General features: G+C 72.4%; 16 protein-coding genes. 4 read left to right on the top strand and 12 right to left on the bottom strand.

The features are described 5' to 3' along the window. The 3 genes from smc to ABD224_RS25700 form a co-directional block, all read right to left on the bottom strand. Positions 1-2,551 (bottom strand): chromosome segregation protein SMC (smc, locus tag ABD224_RS25710; RefSeq protein WP_344053991.1); only part of this gene is annotated, 2,551 nt, incomplete at its 3' end. A gap of 245 nt (positions 2,552-2,796) precedes the next feature. Further along, positions 2,797-3,000: a hypothetical protein gene (locus ABD224_RS25705; protein ID WP_344053989.1), complete on the bottom strand. Its 204-nt coding sequence runs from the start codon at positions 2,998-3,000 to the stop codon at positions 2,797-2,799. A 378-nt stretch (positions 3,001-3,378) separates the two neighbouring features. After that, positions 3,379-3,660: an acylphosphatase gene (locus ABD224_RS25700; protein ID WP_344053987.1), complete on the bottom strand. Its 282-nt coding sequence runs from the start codon at positions 3,658-3,660 to the stop codon at positions 3,379-3,381. A 169-nt stretch (positions 3,661-3,829) separates the two neighbouring features. Here ABD224_RS25700 and ABD224_RS25695 point away from each other — a divergent pair, with 169 nt between their 5' ends. Beyond that, entirely contained in the window at positions 3,830-4,981 is a 1,152-nt protein-coding gene (locus tag ABD224_RS25695; protein WP_344053984.1) for a CAP domain-containing protein, read from the top strand. 12 nt (positions 4,982-4,993) lie between these two features. On the opposite strand, the gene ABD224_RS25690 is transcribed toward ABD224_RS25695, so the two are convergent. Beyond that, the gene (locus tag ABD224_RS25690) at positions 4,994-5,233 is read right to left on the bottom strand and encodes a hypothetical protein (protein WP_425581052.1); all 240 of its coding nucleotides are present in this window, start codon (positions 5,231-5,233) and stop codon (positions 4,994-4,996) included. Positions 5,234-5,492: 259 nt separating this feature from the next. Here ABD224_RS25690 and ABD224_RS25685 point away from each other — a divergent pair, with 259 nt between their 5' ends. Further along, positions 5,493-5,834, top strand: a complete 342-nt coding sequence (locus tag ABD224_RS25685; RefSeq protein WP_344053982.1) for a DUF5713 family protein — start codon at positions 5,493-5,495, stop codon at positions 5,832-5,834. A 257-nt stretch (positions 5,835-6,091) separates the two neighbouring features. On the opposite strand, the gene mutM is transcribed toward ABD224_RS25685, so the two are convergent. From mutM to recG, 8 genes are all read right to left on the bottom strand, one after another. Beyond that, positions 6,092-6,952: a bifunctional DNA-formamidopyrimidine glycosylase/DNA-(apurinic or apyrimidinic site) lyase gene (gene mutM / locus ABD224_RS25680; RefSeq protein WP_344053981.1), complete on the bottom strand. Its 861-nt coding sequence runs from the start codon at positions 6,950-6,952 to the stop codon at positions 6,092-6,094. Between the two features lie 167 nt (positions 6,953-7,119). After that, positions 7,120-7,953 carry a ribonuclease III gene (gene rnc / locus ABD224_RS25675; RefSeq protein WP_344053980.1) on the bottom strand — a complete coding sequence of 278 codons (834 nt, stop codon included), beginning with the start codon at positions 7,951-7,953 and terminating at the stop codon, positions 7,120-7,122. 7 nt (positions 7,954-7,960) lie between these two features. Continuing rightward, a complete protein-coding gene (gene rpmF, locus ABD224_RS25670; protein WP_067395708.1) occupies positions 7,961-8,134 on the bottom strand; it encodes a 50S ribosomal protein L32 in 174 nt (57 codons plus the stop codon). Between the two features lie 2 nt (positions 8,135-8,136). Next, positions 8,137-8,784, bottom strand: coding sequence for a YceD family protein (locus ABD224_RS25665; protein ID WP_344053976.1), 648 nt, complete (start codon positions 8,782-8,784; stop codon positions 8,137-8,139). 156 nt (positions 8,785-8,940) lie between these two features. Next, positions 8,941-10,062 carry an ATP synthase F0 subunit B gene (locus ABD224_RS25660; RefSeq protein WP_344053974.1) on the bottom strand — a complete coding sequence of 374 codons (1,122 nt, stop codon included), beginning with the start codon at positions 10,060-10,062 and terminating at the stop codon, positions 8,941-8,943. Between the two features lie 120 nt (positions 10,063-10,182). Further along, positions 10,183-10,662 carry a pantetheine-phosphate adenylyltransferase gene (gene coaD / locus ABD224_RS25655; RefSeq protein ID WP_344053993.1) on the bottom strand — a complete coding sequence of 160 codons (480 nt, stop codon included), beginning with the start codon at positions 10,660-10,662 and terminating at the stop codon, positions 10,183-10,185. Positions 10,663-10,688: 26 nt separating this feature from the next. Next, the gene (gene rsmD / locus ABD224_RS25650) at positions 10,689-11,276 is read right to left on the bottom strand and encodes a 16S rRNA (guanine(966)-N(2))-methyltransferase RsmD (RefSeq protein WP_344053972.1); all 588 of its coding nucleotides are present in this window, start codon (positions 11,274-11,276) and stop codon (positions 10,689-10,691) included. Between the two features lie 69 nt (positions 11,277-11,345). After that, positions 11,346-13,592, bottom strand: coding sequence for an ATP-dependent DNA helicase RecG (gene recG, locus ABD224_RS25645; RefSeq protein WP_344053970.1), 2,247 nt, complete (start codon positions 13,590-13,592; stop codon positions 11,346-11,348). A 169-nt stretch (positions 13,593-13,761) separates the two neighbouring features. Between recG and ABD224_RS25640 the strand changes: the two genes are divergently transcribed. Next, the gene (locus tag ABD224_RS25640) at positions 13,762-15,642 is read left to right on the top strand and encodes an HSP90 family protein (protein WP_344053968.1); all 1,881 of its coding nucleotides are present in this window, start codon (positions 13,762-13,764) and stop codon (positions 15,640-15,642) included. Beyond that, complete coding sequence (locus ABD224_RS25635) at positions 15,639-18,590, top strand: tetratricopeptide repeat protein (RefSeq protein WP_344053966.1); 2,952 nt, start codon at positions 15,639-15,641, stop codon at positions 18,588-18,590. Before ABD224_RS25640 ends, ABD224_RS25635 begins: the two co-directional genes overlap by 4 nt. Positions 18,591-18,666 lie beyond the last annotated feature (76 nt).

Here is an 18,666-nt window from a genome sequence, read left to right as displayed (position 1 = left end):
CGGCACGCGCGCGTGCCTCGCGTTCGGCGCGGGCGGCACGGTCCAGGGAGTCGGCCCGCCCGGCCAGCGCCTTGACCCGTTCCTCGTGCGTACGGACCTGGAGGCGGGCCTCCATCTCGGTCTGGCGGGCGTTGGCACCGTCGGCGGCGAGCCGGTCCCGTACGGAGGTGTCGGGCTCCTCCTCGATCGGCATCTCCTCGGCGGCGGCGAGCCGTTCGGTGAGTTCCTCCACCTCCTGGAGCGCCTTGTCGAGGGCTTCCTGGGCGCGGTCGGCGGCGGCCGTCGACCGCTCGGCCTCCCCGGCGGCGGCGCGTGCCTGTCCGGCGAGCCGGCCCAGCTGCTGTGCGACGGCGGACTTCTCCCGGTCGGCGGCCCGTCGCCGCTCTCCCAGCTCCTCGACGGCGGCGGCGCACTCCTTGCGCCGTTCCTCGGCCCGCCGCTGTGCCTCGGCCAGCTCCTCGCAGCGCACGGCGAGCTCCTCGAGCTCGGCGGCGGCCTCGTCCACGGCGGCCTGCACTTCCAGCAGGCTGGGCGCCCCGGCGGACCCGCCCTGCGCGAAGTGCGCCCCGAGCAGATCCCCTTCCGCGGTCACGGCCGTGAGATCGGGCCGCGCCCGGACCAGTTCCTCGGCGTCCTCCAGCGTTCCGACGACGACGATCCCCCGCAGCAGACGGCGTACGGCGGACATCAGTCCGGCGGGGCCGCTGACGAGATCGGCGGCGAAGGGGTGCCCGTTCACGGACGGCGTGTCAGGGGACTGCGCGTCCGTCCCGCTTGTCCCGCCCGTCGCGTCCGTCCCGTCGGGTGCGGGGTCGGCCGGTGCGCCGGTGCGGCCGTCCGCGAGCAGCAGGGCCGCGCGGCCCGCGTCCTGTTTGCGCAAAAGGCGGAGGGCCTCCACGGCCGCGGAGGGGGAGGTGACCGCGAGGGCGTCGGCGGCGGCGCCGAAGGCGGTGGCCAGGGGAGTCTCGTAGCCGGGGGCGACCGTCAGGAGTTCGGCGACGGGGCCCAGGAGGCCGGTGAGGCGGTCCCTCGCGTCGAGCAGGGCGCCGGTGCCGTCCTTGCGGCGCAGACCGGTGGCCAGGGCGTCGTGCCGGGCCTGGGTCGCCGCCCGTTCGCGTTCCGCCGCCGTGACCGCCTCGCGGGCGGCCGTGAGGGCGGCCTCCGCCTCGGCGAGGGCCGCCTTGGCCTCCTCGTGGCGGGCGGCGAGCTCCTCGTCGTCGGCGTCGAGTCCGTCGACCTCGGCCTTGAGGGCCTCGTACTCCTCCTGGGCGCGGACGGCCCGCTCCCGGGCCTCGTCCCTGGCCGCGGTCAGCCGGTCGATCTCGGCCTGGGCGGAGGCGGCGCGCGAACGGGCCGCGTTCACCTGGCCGTTGAGCCGGGCCAGGCTCTCGCGGCGGTCGGCGATGGCGCGCGCCGCGTCCTTCAGGCGGCGTTCCTCGACGGCGAGCAGGCGTTCCAGCTCGGCCCGGTGGGCGACGGTGTCGTCGAGCGCCCGCCGGGCCGCCTCGAGGGCCGCCTCGAGCTCGGCCTCCTGTTCACGGATGCGGGCGGCCTCGCGTTCCAGGTCCTCCGGGTCGCGTCCGCGCCGCTCCTCGGGCGGTGCGGAGGTGGCGCTCTTCACGCGCGCGTCGGCGAGCGAGATCGTGCCGCGCACACGTTCGGCGAGCCGGGACAGCTCGTACCAGGTCTGCTGGGCGCGCTGCAGACGCGGGGCGAGCCGGCGCACCTCGTCCTCCAGCAGGGCCTCGCGCTGCAGGGTCTTCTTCAGCTCCTGCTCGGCGGCCTCCTTGCGCTCCCTCAGGGCCGTCTCGTCGGCGATCTCGGCCTTCAGGGCCTCCCGGAGGCGTACGAGGTCGTCGGCCAGCAGGCGCAGGCGGGCGTCGCGGAGGTCGGCCTGGATGACCGCCGCCCGGCGGGCGACCGCCGCCTGGCGGCCCAGCGGCTTGAGCTGGCGGCGCAGTTCGTCGGTGAGGTCCTGCACGCGCGCCAGGTTGGCCTGCATCGCGTCCAGTTTCCTGAGCGCCTTCTCCTTGCGCTTGCGGTGCTTGAGGACGCCCGCGGCCTCCTCGATGAAGGCGCGGCGGCCCATGGGGTCGGCGTGCAGGACGGAGTCGAGCTGGCCCTGGCCGACGATGACGTGCATCTCGCGGCCGATGCCGGAGTCGGACAGCAGCTCCTGGATGTCGAGCAGCCGGCAGGTGTTGCCGTTGATCTGGTACTCGCTGCCGCCGTTGCGGAACATGGTCCGCGTGATGGTGACCTCGGTGTAGTCGATGGGCAGCGCCCCGTCGGAGTTGTCGATGGTCAGCGACACCTCGGCGCGGCCGAGCGGGGGACGTCCGGTGGTGCCGGCGAAGATGACGTCCTCCATCTTGCCGCCGCGCAGCGACTTGGCGCCCTGTTCGCCCATGACCCAGCTGAGCGCGTCCACGACATTGGACTTGCCCGAGCCGTTCGGGCCGACGACACACGTGATCCCCGGTTCGAACCGGAGCGTGGTCGCCGAGGCGAACGACTTGAACCCGCGGAGGGTCAGGGTCTTGAGGTGCACGATTTCGGACTTTACCCGGCACCTTCGGCCCACTCCACGAACCCTCGCAACCGTGCGGTTTCACATGTGAACGTGCAGGGCAGACCAAAGGTCAAGAGGGTGAAAGGATGCTCGGTGCAGGAAACGACGGGGCAAAGGGCGGGGCGAAGAAGGAAGGGACGCCGAAGGCGTCCCTTGCAACTCTGAGCAACCGAGCGGTTGACACGTGCAGCCCGATCACTGCGTCGTGGTGCGTGGTGCAGTGATCAGGTGAGCGCAGGCTCCGCCTGGTGTGCGTCGGTGCGCTCCATGACCCTGTTGTGAGAAGCGGCAGCCGCCAGCGCGTCGTTCTCCGCCTGGATCCGTACCAGCTCGGATTCCAGGTCCTGGACGCGCTGCTGGAGCCGTCGCATCTCGGCGAGGAGTCGAGGGTCGGAGCCGCCGACGTAACCGAGAAGCGCCTTTGCCATGATGGATGGTCCTCCACAATGAGTGACCGACCGAAGCGGTGTGGGTCGTGAGGGATTCGCACCCGTGGTGCTTGGCACTGTTGAGTTTGTGCTGCCGTTCATCCATGCCAAACAGCTCAGGTGCTCGGGCTTTCAGCGTCTCACCAAAAAGTTTGACGGTCAACACGATCACGGCCTGTATCGACGGACATACGGGGGGCGCGCGGCCGGACAAAGGCGGCGCCGGGAATCCCGTGAGCCCTTCCGGGTGCGGTGATCATTCCATGCCGTACGACCTGCCAGGACGGCGCTTCTCGGCAATCACCTGCTCGTTCTCCCTCCGGGCAGATGCCGGCGGCAGTTTTCGCCCTGTCCGCCGGCCCGCGGGGCGTCACACCGTCAGCGGATCATGAAGCCGTCGTAGCCGCCGCGCGGTGTGTCCCAGATCTCGGTGACGCCGTCCACGCGCCCGGGCGTGTCGCCGCCCCGCAGCCAGTCGAGGAGCTTCTGACAGGCCTCCCGGTTGCCTTCGGCGACCACCTGCACCCGCCCGTCGTCCACATTGAGAGCAAAACCACTCAGCCCGCCGATCTCCAGGGCCCTGGCCCTCGTGAACCAGCGGAAACCCACTCCCTGGACATGTCCGCGCACCCAGGCGACCAGTCGCACATCCTCGCTCATGCCCGCAACTTAACCGCCCGATGTCCCTGGGGGCACTTCCTCCCCTCACGCCATGCGGTACCGTCCCGACCCAATGAATCTCATATGAAACTCACTCGATCGAGTGAGTTGGGTTGACCGCGACGGCTCAGGTCGCGTGTCGACCACCAGAGATGAGGAAGGCCAGGACATGGGACGCCACCGACGCTCGGACGCCGGCCACGCCGACACGGGCCGCGCCACGGAGGTCGCGGAGACGCACGGCTCTTATGCGCAGGGCCGCGACTCGTGGGACGCCCGTCCGCAGGACCACGACAACCACTGGGGCACCGCTTCCTATCTGAACCCGGATCTGTACGCCGACGCCTACGCCAAGGCCGAGGAGTACCTCTACGCGACGGACGACGGCCGGCTCCGCGCCGCCGGCACCGTGGCCTTCCCGGCCGAGGGCTTCAGCCCGTCGGAGGGACCGCGCAGACGGGGCCACCGCCGGAAGAAGAAACCCGCCACACCGGTCCGCACAGGGCTGCTCGGTGTCTCGGCCGCGGTCGCCCTCGGCACGGTGGCGGTGGCCACCGGAGCCGTGCCGGGCCTGGAGAACTACAAGCTGGGCGGAGAAAGCAGCAGCGGCGCCGACAAGGTGCAGGCCGCGGACACGCCGACGAGCACCGAGAGCCCGCAGGGCGGCACGTCCGGCGCCGCCACCCCGGGCAGCCGGACCGGCGGCCCCTCCACGAGCCGCGGCGCGGACCGGCCCGGCTCGCCCACGCAGTCCGCCCCGGCGTCGGCCCCGACCTCCGCGCCAGAGACCGCCTCACCGTCGGCCACGCCCACCGAGGCACCGGCCAAGGAGCAGAAGACCACGGCCCCGGCCGCACCGGCCAAGCCGAAGACCCCGTCGCCCGCCGCCCCCGCCACCAAGGCACCGGACAAGGCGAAGGCTCCCGCGGCGGGGCTCTCCAAGGAGGAGGCCGCGGAGGCCGAGGTGCTCCGGCTCGTCAACGAGGAGCGGGCCAAGGTGGGCTGCTCCCCCCTGGCGGCGAGCAGTGCGCTGGCCGATCTCGCCGGGAACTTCAGCAAGGCCATGGCCGAGGGCGGCTTCTTCGACCACACCGACCCCAGCGGCGCCTCACCGTGGGACCGGGCGGCAAAGGCCGGCATCACCAACCTCGGCGGCGAGAACATAGCCCGCGGCCAGGCCGACGCGGCGGCGGTGATGGAGGCCTGGATGAACAGCCCCGGCCACCGGGCCAACATACTGAACTGCGACTTCAAGACCCTGGGCGTCGGCGTGCACTTCGGTCCCGGCGGACCGTGGTGGACGCAGAACTTCGGCTACTGAGAAAACCTCGGGTCAGTACGGCTGCACGCCCTCCTGGTCCGGGTCCGGGCCGCCCATCGTCGGTTCTTCGTCCGTGAAGACGCGCTCCACGGCGGTCCGGGTCCGGCTCCCGCCGGCCGGCATCAGGTGCGTGTACGTCCGCAGCGTGAAGCCGGGGTCGTTGCGGCCCGGGTACCGCTGAGGGCCTTGCTGCTCTCCCCCGCATCCAGCACCCGTCGTCGCTTCGCTCCTCCGGGCGGGCGCACGGGGCATGAGGTCAGAACACGTCGTGGCCGGGGCGGTCGGCTCCATGCCTTTTAGGCAGCTGCCTTGGCGCGAGCCTCGCAGATCATGGCCCCACATCGGGCACTGACCGGCAGGTCCACAAGCCTGCCCGATCCGCGGGCCGGCGTAAGGGGCCATGATCACTCACGCCAAGGCAGCTCCAGACCGAAAGCCGCTACGCCGGCCTTGTCAGTAGCGTGCTGCAAGATCGGCGCATCGGATCAATCCAGGGGATGGGGCACGCAACATGGCCATCACAAACCAGCAGGTGGCAGGGCACGCGTTTCTGCGAGGCCTGTACTCGGACGCGTACTTCCCGGATCACTTGGTCGACAAGGGAAAGGCGATCATGATCCGTCTGTGTGAGCGGATCGAGGCCGAACGGCTGACGGATGTGGCATCGCTGTACGCACTCACCCAGGCCGCGACGGAGGAGTTCAACCTCCTGGAAGCGGAGTTCGAGGCAGCAGGCATCGAGATCGAGACGGTTGCCCGGGAAGTGATCGCCGAAGACTTCTGGTTCGTGGCATCGGCCTACGGCTTCCAGGACGCTGACGCAGAGACGCTGATCGCAACCCGCGATTGGTGAGCTGGGGACCGGATCACCTTGATCCACGCTGGTGAACGCAGTCAGCTCCGGCGCAGTCCCGGGCCGTCTGTGGGCCGTGTGAGGGCGCCCAACGACAGCCAACGCTGACAACCACCGACAGCCAAGTCGCAGCGTTGATCAATCACACGGCCGCAGGTCAGAGACCCGGTCCTTCACTCCTTCGGCACTTCTTCGGCTACTGACGGCACGGCGGGCCTCCGGGCGGCGCCGGTCCTGTGCCGGTGCCGCCTCGGGGGTCATGCCGTCGGGCGCGGGGGCCGCTGGCACCTCGGGCAGTAGTAGCTGGAGCGGTTCATCCAGGGGCGGCGGCGCAGCGGGGTGGCGCAGCGGCGGCAGGGCAGGCCCTCGCGGCCGTAGGCGTCCAGGGAGCGGTCGAAGTAGCCGGACTCGCCGTTGACGTTGACGTAGAGGCTGTCGAAGCTGGTGCCGCCCGCGGCGAGGGCCTCGCGCATCACGTCCCTGATGTGGCCGAGGAGTTCGGCGGTGCGCGGGCGGGTGAAGCCGGCGGTGGGCCGTTCGTAGTGGATGCGGGCCCGCCACAGCGCCTCGTCCGCGTAGATGTTGCCGACGCCGCTGATCAGCGACTGGTCGAGCAGGGCCCGTTTGATGGTGGTCCGCTTGCGGCGCAGCGCCTGGTGGAAGGCCTCGTCGTCGAACAGCGGATCGAGGGGGTCACGGGCGATGTGCGCGATGACGTCGGGCAGCCCGTCGGGGGTGGTGTCGTGCAGCGACAGGCCGCCGAAGGTGCGCTGGTCGACGAAGCGGAGCTCGGTGCCCAGCCCGTCGTCGAAGCGGACGCGGACGCGCAGGTGCTTCTCGGCGGGCGCCTCCTGCGGCTGGACGAGCAGCTGCCCGCTCATGCCGAGGTGGGCCAGGATCACCTGGCCGCTGTCCTCCAGGGGAAGCCACAGATACTTGCCGCGGCGGCTGGGCAGGCCGATGCGGCGGCCCTTCAGCCGGTGCGTGAAGTCCTCCGCGCCCGCCGGGTGACGGCGTATCGCGCGCGGATGCAGCACCTCGGCATCGGCGACGCGGCGGTGGGCGACCCACCGCTCCAGACCACGCCGTACGACCTCGACCTCAGGCAGTTCGGGCATGCCTCTCCCCAGTCCCCGGCCGTACGCGCACGGTACGGACCCCTCCATGCTCCCCGCCCCCACCGCACGCCGGCCGCGGGAGAGCCGTGGGGCGTGCGGTGCCGGGACGGCCGGGAGCGTTCGAAAAAGGAAGCGAAGAAGAAGGCGAAAAGGAGGAAGGACGGGCCTCAGGCGGAGGCCGACGTCTCGTCGGTGCCTTCGGCGGCCTGTGCCGCCTTGGCGCGCTCGTCCGCCGCGGCGCGGATGGACCGCCACGCGGACTCGGCGGCCTGCTGCTCCGCCTCCTTCTTGCTGCGGCCGGTGCCGGTGCCGTACGAGACGCCTCCGACGCGGGCGGCAGCAGTGAAGGTCTTCTCGTGGTCGGGGCCGGTCTCCGTGACCAGGTACTCGGGCACGCCGAGCCCCTCGGTCGCGGTGAGCTCCTGGAGGGAGGTCTTCCAGTCCAGGCCGGCTCCGAGGTTGGAGGACTTCTCGATCAGCGGGTCGAACAGGCGGTGCACCAGTTCGGAGGCCGCGTCGAGGCCCTGGTCGAGATAGACCGCGCCGATCACCGCTTCCAGGGTGTCGGCGAGGATGGACGCCTTGTCCCGGCCGCCCGTGCCCTCTTCACCGCGGCCGAGCCGGATGAAGGAGCCCAGGTCGAGGCCGCGGCCGACCTCCGCCAGCGCACGGGAGTTGACCACCGCGGCCCGCAGCTTGGCCAGCTGGCCCTCGGGCAGGTCGGGGTGGGTGCGGTACAGCGTGTCCGTGACGACGAGGCCGAGGACGGAGTCCCCGAGGAACTCCAGCCGCTCGTTCGTCGGCAGACCGCCGTTCTCGTACGCGTAGGAGCGGTGGGTCAGCGCACGCACCAGAAGGGCGGGCTCGATGGTGTAACCGAGCCGCCCTTCCAGAACCGTGAGGGGCGAGGCCGTGTTGTCCGTCGGAGCACTTCCGCGTCGGCGGGAGCTGCCTGCTTCGGCGCCTTCCGCCTTCTTGGCAGTGGACACAGTGCCTCTCACCAGCCGCTCAGACCTCGAGGACCTGGCGCTTGTTGTAGGTGCCGCACGACGGGCACGCGATGTGCTGCTGCCTGGGCTGGTGGCAGCGCTCGCACGCCACCAGGGTGGGGACCGCAGCCTTCCACTGCGACCGGCGGTGGCGCGTGTTGCTGCGCGACATCTTCCGCTTCGGAACAGCCACGGCTATTTCTCCTGCTTCTCGTCGACGCCCGCTCCGGCGCCGCTCGTCTCGTCCTTCTCGCCGCCCCTCATGGCGTCGGCGAGTTCCTGCAAAGCCGCCCAACGGATGTCGACGGCGTCATGGTGGTGGTCCGGGTCGTCCGCAAACCGCGCTCCGCACTGGGAGCACAGCCCCGGGCAGTCCTCCTGGCACACCGGCTGCATCGGCAGTGAGAGCACCACCGCATCGCGCAGCAGGGGTTCGAGGTCGAACAGGCCGTCCTCGACAAAGAACCTGTCCTCGTCGTCCTCGTCGTCCTTCTCCTCGGACCGTGCGCTCCCACGGCCCCGGTCGTCGGCGTCGGGATACGAGAACAGCTCCTGGAAGTCCGCTTCGAGACCGAGCTCGAGCGGCTCCAGACACCTTACGCACTCCCCCTTGGCCTGTGCACGGGCGGTGCCTGTGACGAGCACCCCCTCGATGACCGACTCGAGCCTGAGTTCGAGCTCCACCGGAGCGCCTTCCGGTGCTCCGATCACTCCCCTGAGACCGAGGTCCTTGGGCGCGGGGACCGTGCGGGTCAGGCGCTGCAGCGTGCCAGGCTGCCGCCCCAGCTCGCGTGTGTCGAACACGAGAGGGCTGCGGTGGTCGAGGCGGGCGTTGTGGGCCATTCCTGCTTTCGGTTTCCGAGCTCGGCGGGACGCCGACCCGGAGGTGTTCCAGGGCAGCGCTGATCGCGGACGTACACGCGACCGAAGAGCCAGGATACTGGACCTTCCGCTCTCGTCCCAATCCGGCGACCGGCGACGGGCCGGCCGTTCGACCGCCTACAGGCCGCGGCCCTGCTCGTAGGCGCGCAGCTGCTCCGCGCTGATCATGCTGGTGTCGAAGAGGCTGGTCTCGTCGAGGGTGTTCATCTGCGGCCGGGTGTAGCCCTGGGGGCCCTGATGCCCCTGCTGGGCCTGATGCGCCTGGTTCGGGTCGTACGCCTGCCGGGTGTCGTAGCCCTGGAAGGAGGAGCCCCCCGACGGGTCGTAGCCGGAGGCGGGGGCGTACGGGTCGGTCTGCTGGTAGCCGTACTGGTCCTGACCGCCGTAGCCCTGCTGGTAGCCGCCGTAGGGGTCGCTCTGCGCGGGCTGCTGCTGGTAGCCGTAGGCCGGCTGCGGCTCGTACGGCGGCTGGGCGGGCCCCTGCCCGGCGGGCGCGGCCTGGGACGGGACCGGCGGGCTGTCGGCGAGGGCCGCGAGGTCGGCGAGATAGTCGGCGTCGCTGGAGTGCTGGACGGTGGTGGTGTCGTCGGCGAGGGCGCCGAGGTCGTCGGTGGCGATGCGGCCGTGCAGCTTCTGGCGGCCCTTGCCCACGGCCTCCAGGGTCTTGGCGAGGACCGCCTCGAAGGCGCTGAGCTTGGCGTCGACGTACGCGTCGGCGTTGCGGCGCAGGGTCTCCGGGTCGTGGCTGCGCTCGGGGGCGTCCTCGTCCTCGTAGCCGTCCTCGTCGAGGCCGGGCCCGGTGCCGAGCAGCTTCTCGCGGCCGCGGCCGACCGAGCCGAGCGTCTTGGTGAGGACGACCTCGAAGTTGGCGAGCTTGGAGTCGACGTAGTCGTCGGCCTCGGCACGGATCTCCTCGGCCTCCCTGCGGGCCTCGGCGAGGATCCGGTCGGCCTCGGCCTGGGAGCGGCGGGCGATCTCGGTGCCGGCGATCATCGCGTCGCGCTCGGCCCGCGCGTTCTCGATGATCCGCTCGGCCTCGCGCCGGGCCTCCTCCACCACCTGGTCGCGGTCGCCGATCAGCTCCTGCGCCTGTGCGAGCGAGCCGGGCAGGGCCTCGCGCACCTCTTCGAGCATCGCGAGCAGCTCGGCGCGGTTGACCACGCACGACGCCGACATGGGCATGGAACGGGCGCTGGAGACCGTGGCCACGATCTCGTCGAGCTTCTTCTGCACGTCCATCGTGTGCTCGCCACTCTCTACGGATGCAACGGATGTATGGGAGATGTAGGGGAGACCGACGGGACGACTGTACGGCCACGGGGCAGCCGCCGGACACCGGGTGACGGTCCGTCGGACGGTTCAGCCCTTGCGCAGACGCCGGACAAGGGCGTCGAGCACCTGCGGCGGCACCAGGTGCGAGACGTCGCCGCCCCAGGCCGCGACCTCCTTGACCAGGGAGGACGACAGGAAGCTGTAGGTGGGGTTGGTGGGGATGAAGAGGGTCTCGACACCGGAGAGGCCGTTGTTCATCTGGGCCATCTGCAGTTCGTAGTCGAAGTCGCTGACGGCGCGCAGGCCCTTGACGATGGCGGGGATGTCGCGCTGCTTGCAGAAGTCGACGAGCAGGCCGTGGAAGGACTCGACGCGGACGTTGCTGTACTCGGCGGTGACCTGGCGGATGAGGTCGAGCCGCTCCTCGACGTCGAACAGGCCCTTCTTGGACTTGTTGATCATCACTGCCACGTACACCTCGTCATAGAGGCGGGAGGCGCGGGAGATGATGTCGAGATGTCCGTTGGTGATGGGGTCGAACGACCCGGGACAGACGGCGCGGCGCACCTGGGTTTCCTCGCTCTCCAGTCCGGTCATGATGCGTATTCGCTCATAGAGGCGGCGCGACCGTACCAAAGTGTCCCTTCGCCGTAACGACGGGCCCGGATCGCGTCAAAGCCGTGCGGCCATTCGAATTCACCGCCTCTGGTGCTGCGCTCCACGGTGACGAGAGCGTCTTCCGCAAGCCACCCCCGGGTGCGGAGTGTGAGCAGGATCTCGCGGAGATCGTCGTCGGAGACGGCGTACGGAGGGTCGAGGAAGGCGATGTCGTACGGCCCGCCGGGCGGCGAGGAGTGGAGGAGCTGCTCCGCTCTGGCCGCCCGCACCTCGGCACCGGGCAGGCCGAGTGCCCGCACGTTCTGACGGAGCGTGCGAACCGCGCGCGCGTCGGCCTCCACGAGCAGGGCGTGCCCGGCGCCGCGGGACAGCGCCTCCAGGCCGACGGCGCCCGAGCCGGCGTACAGGTCCAGGACCCGTTCGCCGTCCAGCGGACCGCCGAGCAGGGACTGCCAGGTGGAGAACAGGCCCTCGCGCGCCCGGTCGGAGGTGGGGCGGGTCCCCTGGCCCGGCGGTACGGCGAGACGGCGTCCACCGGCCCGGCCGGCGATCACGCGGGTCATGTCCTTGGGTCCTTGTCTCGGTACGGTCCGGATCCTGGTGCGGCCGGCTTCCGGCCTGCCCCCAGTCTGTCAGCCCTTCTCCAGGTACTGCTCCCGCTCCTCGTCCAGCAGGGCGTCCAGGGCCGTGCGCAGTCCGGGCAGGTGCTCCAGGTCCGGGTCGGCGGCGACCACGGCGGCGGCCTCCTCGCGGGCCTGGGCGATGATCTCCTCGTCCTCGATGACGGCGAGCACCCGCAGGCTGGAGCGGGAGCCGGACTGGGCCTGGCCGAGGACGTCGCCCTCGCGGCGCTGTTCGAGGTCGATGCGGGAGAGCTCGAAGCCGTCGAGCGTGGAGGCCACCGCGTCCAGCCGCCGGCGGGCGGCACTCGCCTCGGGCATCTCGGTGACCAGCAGGCACAGGCCCGGGGCGGAGCCACGGCCGACGCGTCCGCGCAGCTGGTGCAGCTGGGAGACGCCGAAGCGGTCGGCGTCCATGATCACCATCACGGTGGCGTTCGGCACGTTCACCCCGACCTCGATGACCGTGGTGGCGACCAGGACGTCGGTCTCGCCCGCGGCGAAGCGGCGCATGACGGCGTCCTTGTCGTCGGGCTGCATCCGGCCGTGCAGCACCTCGACCCGAAGCCCGTGCAGCGGCCCCTTGGCGAGCTGGTCGGCGACGTCGAGGACGGCGAGCGGCGGGCGCTTCTCGGCCTCGTCCTCGGGGGACTTCCTCCGGGGGCCCCTCCCGGCGCCCGCTCCCTCGTCCCCCGGCTCGTCCCCGATGCGCGGGCAGACCACGTACGCCTGGTGGCCCTTCGCCACCTCCTCGCGCACCCGCTCCCAGGCCCGGGCCAGGAAGTGCGGCTTGTCGGCGGCCGGGACGACATGGCTGGCGATGGGCGAGCGGCCCGCGGGGAGCTGGTCGAGGACGGAGGTCTCCAGGTCGCCGAAGACCGTCATCGCGACCGTGCGCGGGATGGGGGTCGCGGTCATGACGAGCAGGTGCGGGGTCCGCTTCTCCCCCCGGGAGTTCCCCTTGCCCCGCAGGGCGTCGCGCTGCTCGACGCCGAAGCGGTGCTGTTCGTCCACGACGACCAGGCCCAGGTCGTGGAACTGGACCGTGTCCTCGATCAGGGCGTGGGTGCCGATGACGATGCCGGCTTCGCCGGTGGCCAGGTCGAGCAGGGCCTGGCGGCGGGCGGCGGCGCCCATGGAGCCGGTGAGCAGCACCACCTTGGTGGCGTGCTCGGGCCCGCCCAGCATCCCTCCCTCGGCGAGCTCCCCCATCATCTCGGTGATCGACCGGTGGTGCTGCTGGGCCAGCACCTCGGTGGGCGCGAGCATCGCGGCCTGTCCGCCGGCGTCCACCACGGCGAGCATGGCGCGCAGGGCGACCAGCGTCTTGCCGCTGCCGACCTCTCCCTGGAGCAGGCGGTGCATCGGGTGCTCGCGGGCCAGGTCGTCGAGGATCTCGCGGGAGACCTTCTGCTGCCCCTCGGTGAGGGTGAAGGGGAGGCGGGCGTCGAAGGCGGCGAGGAGACCGTCGGGACCGGGGCGGCGGGGGACGGCGGGAAGCTGGGTGTCCGCGTGGCGGCGGCGGGCGAGGGCGACCTGGAGGACGAAGGCCTCGTCCCACTTCAGACGGGCGCGGGCCTCGGCGACGTCCGCCTTGGTGTGCGGGCGGTGGATCTTGAGCAGGGCCTCGGGCAGGGAGATCAGGCCGCGGCCCGCGCGGAGGGACTCGGGCAGCGGGTCGACGGCCTCCTGGGCGCTGGGCAGGACGGTCTGGACCGCCTTGCCGATCTTCCAGGACTCCAGCTTGGTGGTGGCCGGGTAGATGGGGATGAGGGCACCGGCCCAGCTCTCGACCGTCTCTTCGGTGTCCCCCCTCAGCAACTCGTAGGCAGGGTGGGCCAGCTGCAGCCGCCGGTTGAAGACGGAGACCTTGCCCGCGAACATCGCGCGTGTGCCCGGCAGCAGTTCCTTGTGGGGTTTGTGCACACCGTTGCCGAAGAAGACCAGTTGGAGCCGGCCGCTGCCGTCCGTGATCGTCACCTCCAGGCGCCGGCCCTTGCCGCGGGGCGCCCGGGAGGAGGCGAAGGTGTGCAGGCGGGCGTCGGCCACCTGGGCGACCACCGTGACGTGTTCGTCCATGGGCAGGTCGGCGAGCTGGGTGAGCCGGCCGCGCTCCTCGTATCTGCGCGGGTAGTGGTGGAGGAGGTCGCCGACGGTGTGCAGGCCGAGGTGCTCGGCCATCACCTTGGCGGTGGCGGGGCCGAGCACCGACTTCAGCGGTTGTTGCAGTGGTTCTCGCGGTGCGGACACGGGTTCCATTGCACACCACGGCACCGACAAACACCGTGCACGTCCCCGAAACCCCCTGGTCGGCCCGGCCGTCCGGGTTCTAGGATGACGCGCTCCGGCCCCCTTTCGCGGTCACCGCCCCACCGGGACCGCCCGACCCCGCGCCGACCTGCAGTCCCCCCACGACGGCGCTGCGACGATGGATTTCCAGACCTCACAGTCACCTCAGGCATCCCAGACCTCCCAGCCATCACCGCCTCACCAGCAGCCCCAGTCGGCCCACATGTTCCAGGTCGACCTGCGCGGCCTGGTGGACCTGCTCTCGCACCACCTGTACTCCAGCCCCAAGGTCTATCTGCGCGAACTGCTGCAGAACGCCGTGGACGCCCTCACCGCCCGGCGCGCCGAGGAGCCGGACGCTCCCGCCCGGGTACGGCTGTTCGCGGACGGCGCCACCCTCCGGGTGGAGGACACCGGCATCGGCCTCACCGAGTCCGATGTGCACGAGCTGCTGGCCACCATCGGCCGCAGCTCCAAGCGGGCCGAGGGACTGCAGGAGGCCCGCTCGGACTTCCTCGGCCAGTTCGGCATCGGCCTGCTGGCCTGCTTCGTGGTGGCCGACCGGATCCGGGTGGTCAGCCGCAGCGCCCGCACGCCGGACGCCCCGCCGGTGGAGTGGACGGCGCGCGACGACGGCTCGTACACCGTGCGGACCCTGCCCGGCTCCGCCCGCCCGGAACCCGGCACCACCGTGCACCTCCAGGCACGGGCGGGAGCCGGCGAGTGGCTGACCGAGGAGCGGGTGCTCGCGCTGGCACGGGACTTCGGCTCACTGCTGCCGTACGACGTGCGCGTGGGCGAGGAGGCCGTCACCGACCTGCCCGCGCCCTGGGACCGGACGTACCCCTCCCCCGCCGCGCGCCGGGTCGCCCTGGCCCGGCACTGCCACGAGCTGTTCGGCTTCACCCCGCTGGACTCCATCGACCTGGACGTGCCGCTGGCCGGGATCCGCGGGGTGGCGTACGTGCTGCCGTCGGCGGTCAGTCCCGCACAGCGGGCGGGTCACCGCGTGCACCTGAAGGGCATGCTGCTGACCGACCGGGCCGAACAGCTGCTGCCCGACTGGGCGTTCTTCGTGCGCTGCGTGCTCGACACGGACAGCCTGCGGCCCACCGCCTCGCGCGAGGCGCTGTACGAGGACGAGACGCTGGCCGGCGTGCGCGAGGCGCTGGGCGAGCGGATCCGCTCCTGGCTGGCCGACCTCGCGGCCGGCGATCCGGAGCGGCTGGCCGCCTTTCTGTCGGTGCATCACCTGGGCGTGAAGTCGCTGGCCCGGCACGACGCGGAGATGCTGCGCACGATGCTGCCGTGGCTGCCGTTCGAGACGACCGACGGGCAGATGTCCCTGGAGGAGTTCGCGCAGCGCCACCCGGTCGTGCACTTCACACGCACGGTCGAGGAGTACCGGCAGGTCGCGCCGATCGCCTCCGCGCAGGGCATCGGTGTCGTCAACGGCGGCTACACCTACGACAGCGAGCTGGTCGAGGCGCTGCCGTCGGTGCGTCCGGGGACGGTGGTCGCCGAGCTGGACGCGGACACCGTGACCGCGCATCTGGACCCCGTCGACCCGGCCGAGGAGCTGGCCCTGTCGGGCTTTCTGGCCACCGCGCGGGCCAAGCTGGACCCGCTGGGCTGCGATGTGGTGCTGCGTGCCTTCCACCCGCTGTCCGTGCCCGCGCTGCACCTGGACGACCGGGCGGCCCGGCACGAGCAGGCCCGTGCTCAGGCCGAGGCGCAGGCCGACGACCTGTGGGCGGGCATCCTCGGCTCGCTGCGGGGCAGCGCTCCCCGTGCCCGTCTGGTGCTCAACCACCTCAACCCGCTGGTCCGCAGGATCAGTTCGCTGCGCGACGCGGAGCTGATCGGGACGGCGACCGAGTCGCTGTACGGGCAGGCGCTGCTGATGGCGCAGCGCCCGCTGCGGCCCGCCGACTCGGCGCTGCTGAACCGCGCGTTCATCGGCCTGCTGGAGTGGGCCACCCACCACGGCACCGACGCGACGGGGGAGGACCGCCGATGAGCGAGATCACCGACCTGGACTCCCTGCGCCGGGCGATAGCGGCCAACGGCGAGCAGCCGGAGGGCCCGGCCCGCAACGCCCGCGCGGAGCAGCTGCTCGCCGAGGCCGAGAGGCTGAACATCCCGCTGGCCGTGATCGAGGCGCTGGGACACCAGCTGACGGTCTACAACTACAGCTCCGAGAAGGACAAGATGTTCGTCCCCTTCGCGCGGCTGCTGCGCATGTGGGACGAACGCCCCGAGGACTTCGACGAGTACGAGGCCCACTCGCTGCACTGGGCCTTCAAGTGGATGTCGGTGGGCATGCTGGGCCAGCCGCACATTCCGCTGGCCTCCATCGAGAAGTGGCTCGGCGAGATGGAGCGCCGCTACCGGCTCGCCGGCTACTCCGAGCGCGCCGTGCGCAGCGCCGAGTTCAACGTCGCCTGGCACATCGGGGACCTGGAGCGGGCGGAGCGGGCGTATGCGGCGTGGCTGGCCGCCGACCGGGACCGCATGGCCGACTGCCACGCCTGCGAACTGCACGACCAGGGCTGGTGGCAGGCCGAGTGCGGCCGGGACGCGGAGGCCCTCGAGCTGTGGCGGCCGGTGCTGGACGGCGAGTTCTCCTGCGCCCACGAGCCGCACGCGGTCCTGGGCACCTCCCTGCTGCCGCTGCTGCGGCTCGGCCGCCTCGACGAGGCACGCGCCCACCATCTGCGGGGCATCCGGCTGGTGCGGCAGATGGAGAGCATGCGCAGCACCTACGCCGAGCACGTGGAGTTCTGCGCGCTGACCGGCAACGAGGCGCGGGCCCTGGAGCTGCTGGCGCAGCGGCCCGCGTACTTCACGGACGACGGCCATCCGCGCAGCAAGCTGGACTTCCTCGCGGTGGTGGCCCTGCTCATGGACCGGCTGGTCGAGCTGGGGATGGGCGAGCAGCCGGTGCCCGGGCCGGCGGGACGCGGCTGGACGGCCGGCGAACTCGCCGTGCACGCGCGCACGGAGGCGTCGGCCCTGGCGGCCCGCTTCGACGCGCGCAACGGCACCTCGCACATCGGTGAGCGGACACGTGCGCGCATGGCGCGGCGCCCGCTGGTGGACCGGCTGCCGCTGGGGGTGCGCACGACGCGGCCCGCCGCCCCCGCACCGGCTCCCGCGCCGCGGGTCCCCGCCGAGGCGGCGGCGCCGGAGACGGCCGACCTGTCCGCACTGATCGCCGAGGCACGCCGGCTGTCGGACACCTTGCGGCCGAACGCCGTGGAGGCCTGGGCGGCGGTGGCGCGGGCCGCGCAGGGGCTGGTGCTGGACGCCCGGGACCGGGCCGAGATCGCCGACCACGAGGCGATGAGCAAGGGCCCCGAGGGCGCCGCGCTGTTCGAGCGGGCCGCCGAGCTGTACGCGGAGGCGGGCGATCCGGGCGAGGCGCTGGCGGCACGCGCGCGTGCGGCGTACGTCCAGGCGCTGGCGGGCGACGTGGAGGGGGCACTCGCCGCGGTCGCCGAGCCGTACGAACGGGTCCTCGCGCTGTACGCCGAGGAGGGCACCGGGGTACGGCAGACCGCGTCCGTGGTGATGGCGCGGGCGCGGATCCTGATGCGGCCGGTGCACGAGGCCGGCGGTCCCGTGGACCCCGAGGTGCTGTCCGCCGCCGAACGGGCCGCCCGGGAGGTGCTGGCGCTCGTCGAGGGGCACACCGGTGACGACGTACGGCTCATGACCCGGGCGGCCGAGGCACGGGCGATGCTCGCGGAGATCGCCGCGCGCACCGGGGACCCGCACACGGCCGTGGAGCTGTTCGAGCGGGCCGCGGCCGAGTACGCCGGGGCCGGGGTGCCGTGGTTCGCGGTGGAGTACGAGGCCCGGCTGGCGGGGCTCGCGTACCACCTGGGCGATCCGGAGCGGGCCGAGCGGGCGCTGCGGGCGGCCCTGGAGCACGGCGGGGCGTATCTGGAGGCCGTGGGACGGACCCAGCTGCATCTGCAGCTCGCCGAGGTGCTCGGCGAGCTGGGCCGGGTCGAGGAGGCGGCGCGGCACGCCCTCGAGGCGACGCACTGGGCCGACGAGGCAGAGGAGGGACCGGCCCTCGGGGCCTGGGCGCGCCGGCAGCTCGGTGGTCTGCTGCTGCGGCTGGGACGGTGGGCCGAGGCCGCCGAGGTGCTGGAGTCCGCGCTTGCGGAGCTGTCCGTGGAGACGCACGGCGACGGGGCGGTCGTGCAGACGCGGTGGTGGCTCGGCGACTGTCTGAGCGAGCTCGGGGAGCACCGGGCGGCCGCCGAGCACCGGCTCCGGGCCGCCGAGATCGCCCGGCACTGGCCCGAGCAGCAGGACCACGCGACCCTCGCCCACCTGGCCGCCGAGTCGCTGAGCCGGGCGGGGCTGCACGAGGAGGCGGACCGTGCCTACGCGCGCGCGTGCGATCTGTGGCGCTCCCTGGACGGCGTGCACGGCCTGGTGCGCGCCACCCGTGCCCGGGCCTGGCTGGCGTTGCGCACCCAGGCCGGGCCGCAGGCCGCGCGGGAGCTGATGCGGTCCGCCGTCGCGGAGTGCGAGAAGGCGCGGGACCGTGCCGACGACGAGGTGGCGCGGCAGCGGTTCATGGCCGAACTCGGCCACACGCACCGGCAGTTCGGCGATCTGCTCGCGGGCGTCGCCACCGATGCGGAGGGCGGGGTCTCCAGGGCCGGGCTCGAGGAGGCCCTCGCCAGGATGGAGCAGGCGATCGCCGCCTTCGCGCTGCTGGGGCCAAACGCCCTGCACGAGCGGACCGGCGCGGAACTCGCCGCCGGCTGGCTGGCGGCCGACCTGGGGCGGTCCGCCGAGGCGGAGCGGCGCGCACGCGCCGTCCTGGCGGCCTATCAGGCCCACCGGGGTGGCCGGGGCGCGGGGGCCGGGGAGGACCTGCCGCAGCTCCGGCGTGCGGAGGCCCAGCGGCTGCTGGACGTCCTGAGGAAGCCGTCGGAGGGCTGAGCGCCCCGAGGGCCGCGAGGGGCCCGGCGGCGACGGGCGGCGGCCCGCCGGCTCCGCGGGCCCGGGGCCGCTCCCC

It is taken from the genome of Streptomyces thermoalcalitolerans, from assembly GCF_039525155.1.
Taxonomy (GTDB): domain Bacteria; phylum Actinomycetota; class Actinomycetes; order Streptomycetales; family Streptomycetaceae; genus Streptomyces; species Streptomyces thermovulgaris.
This window is presented reverse-complemented; position numbering and strand designations above follow the sequence as displayed.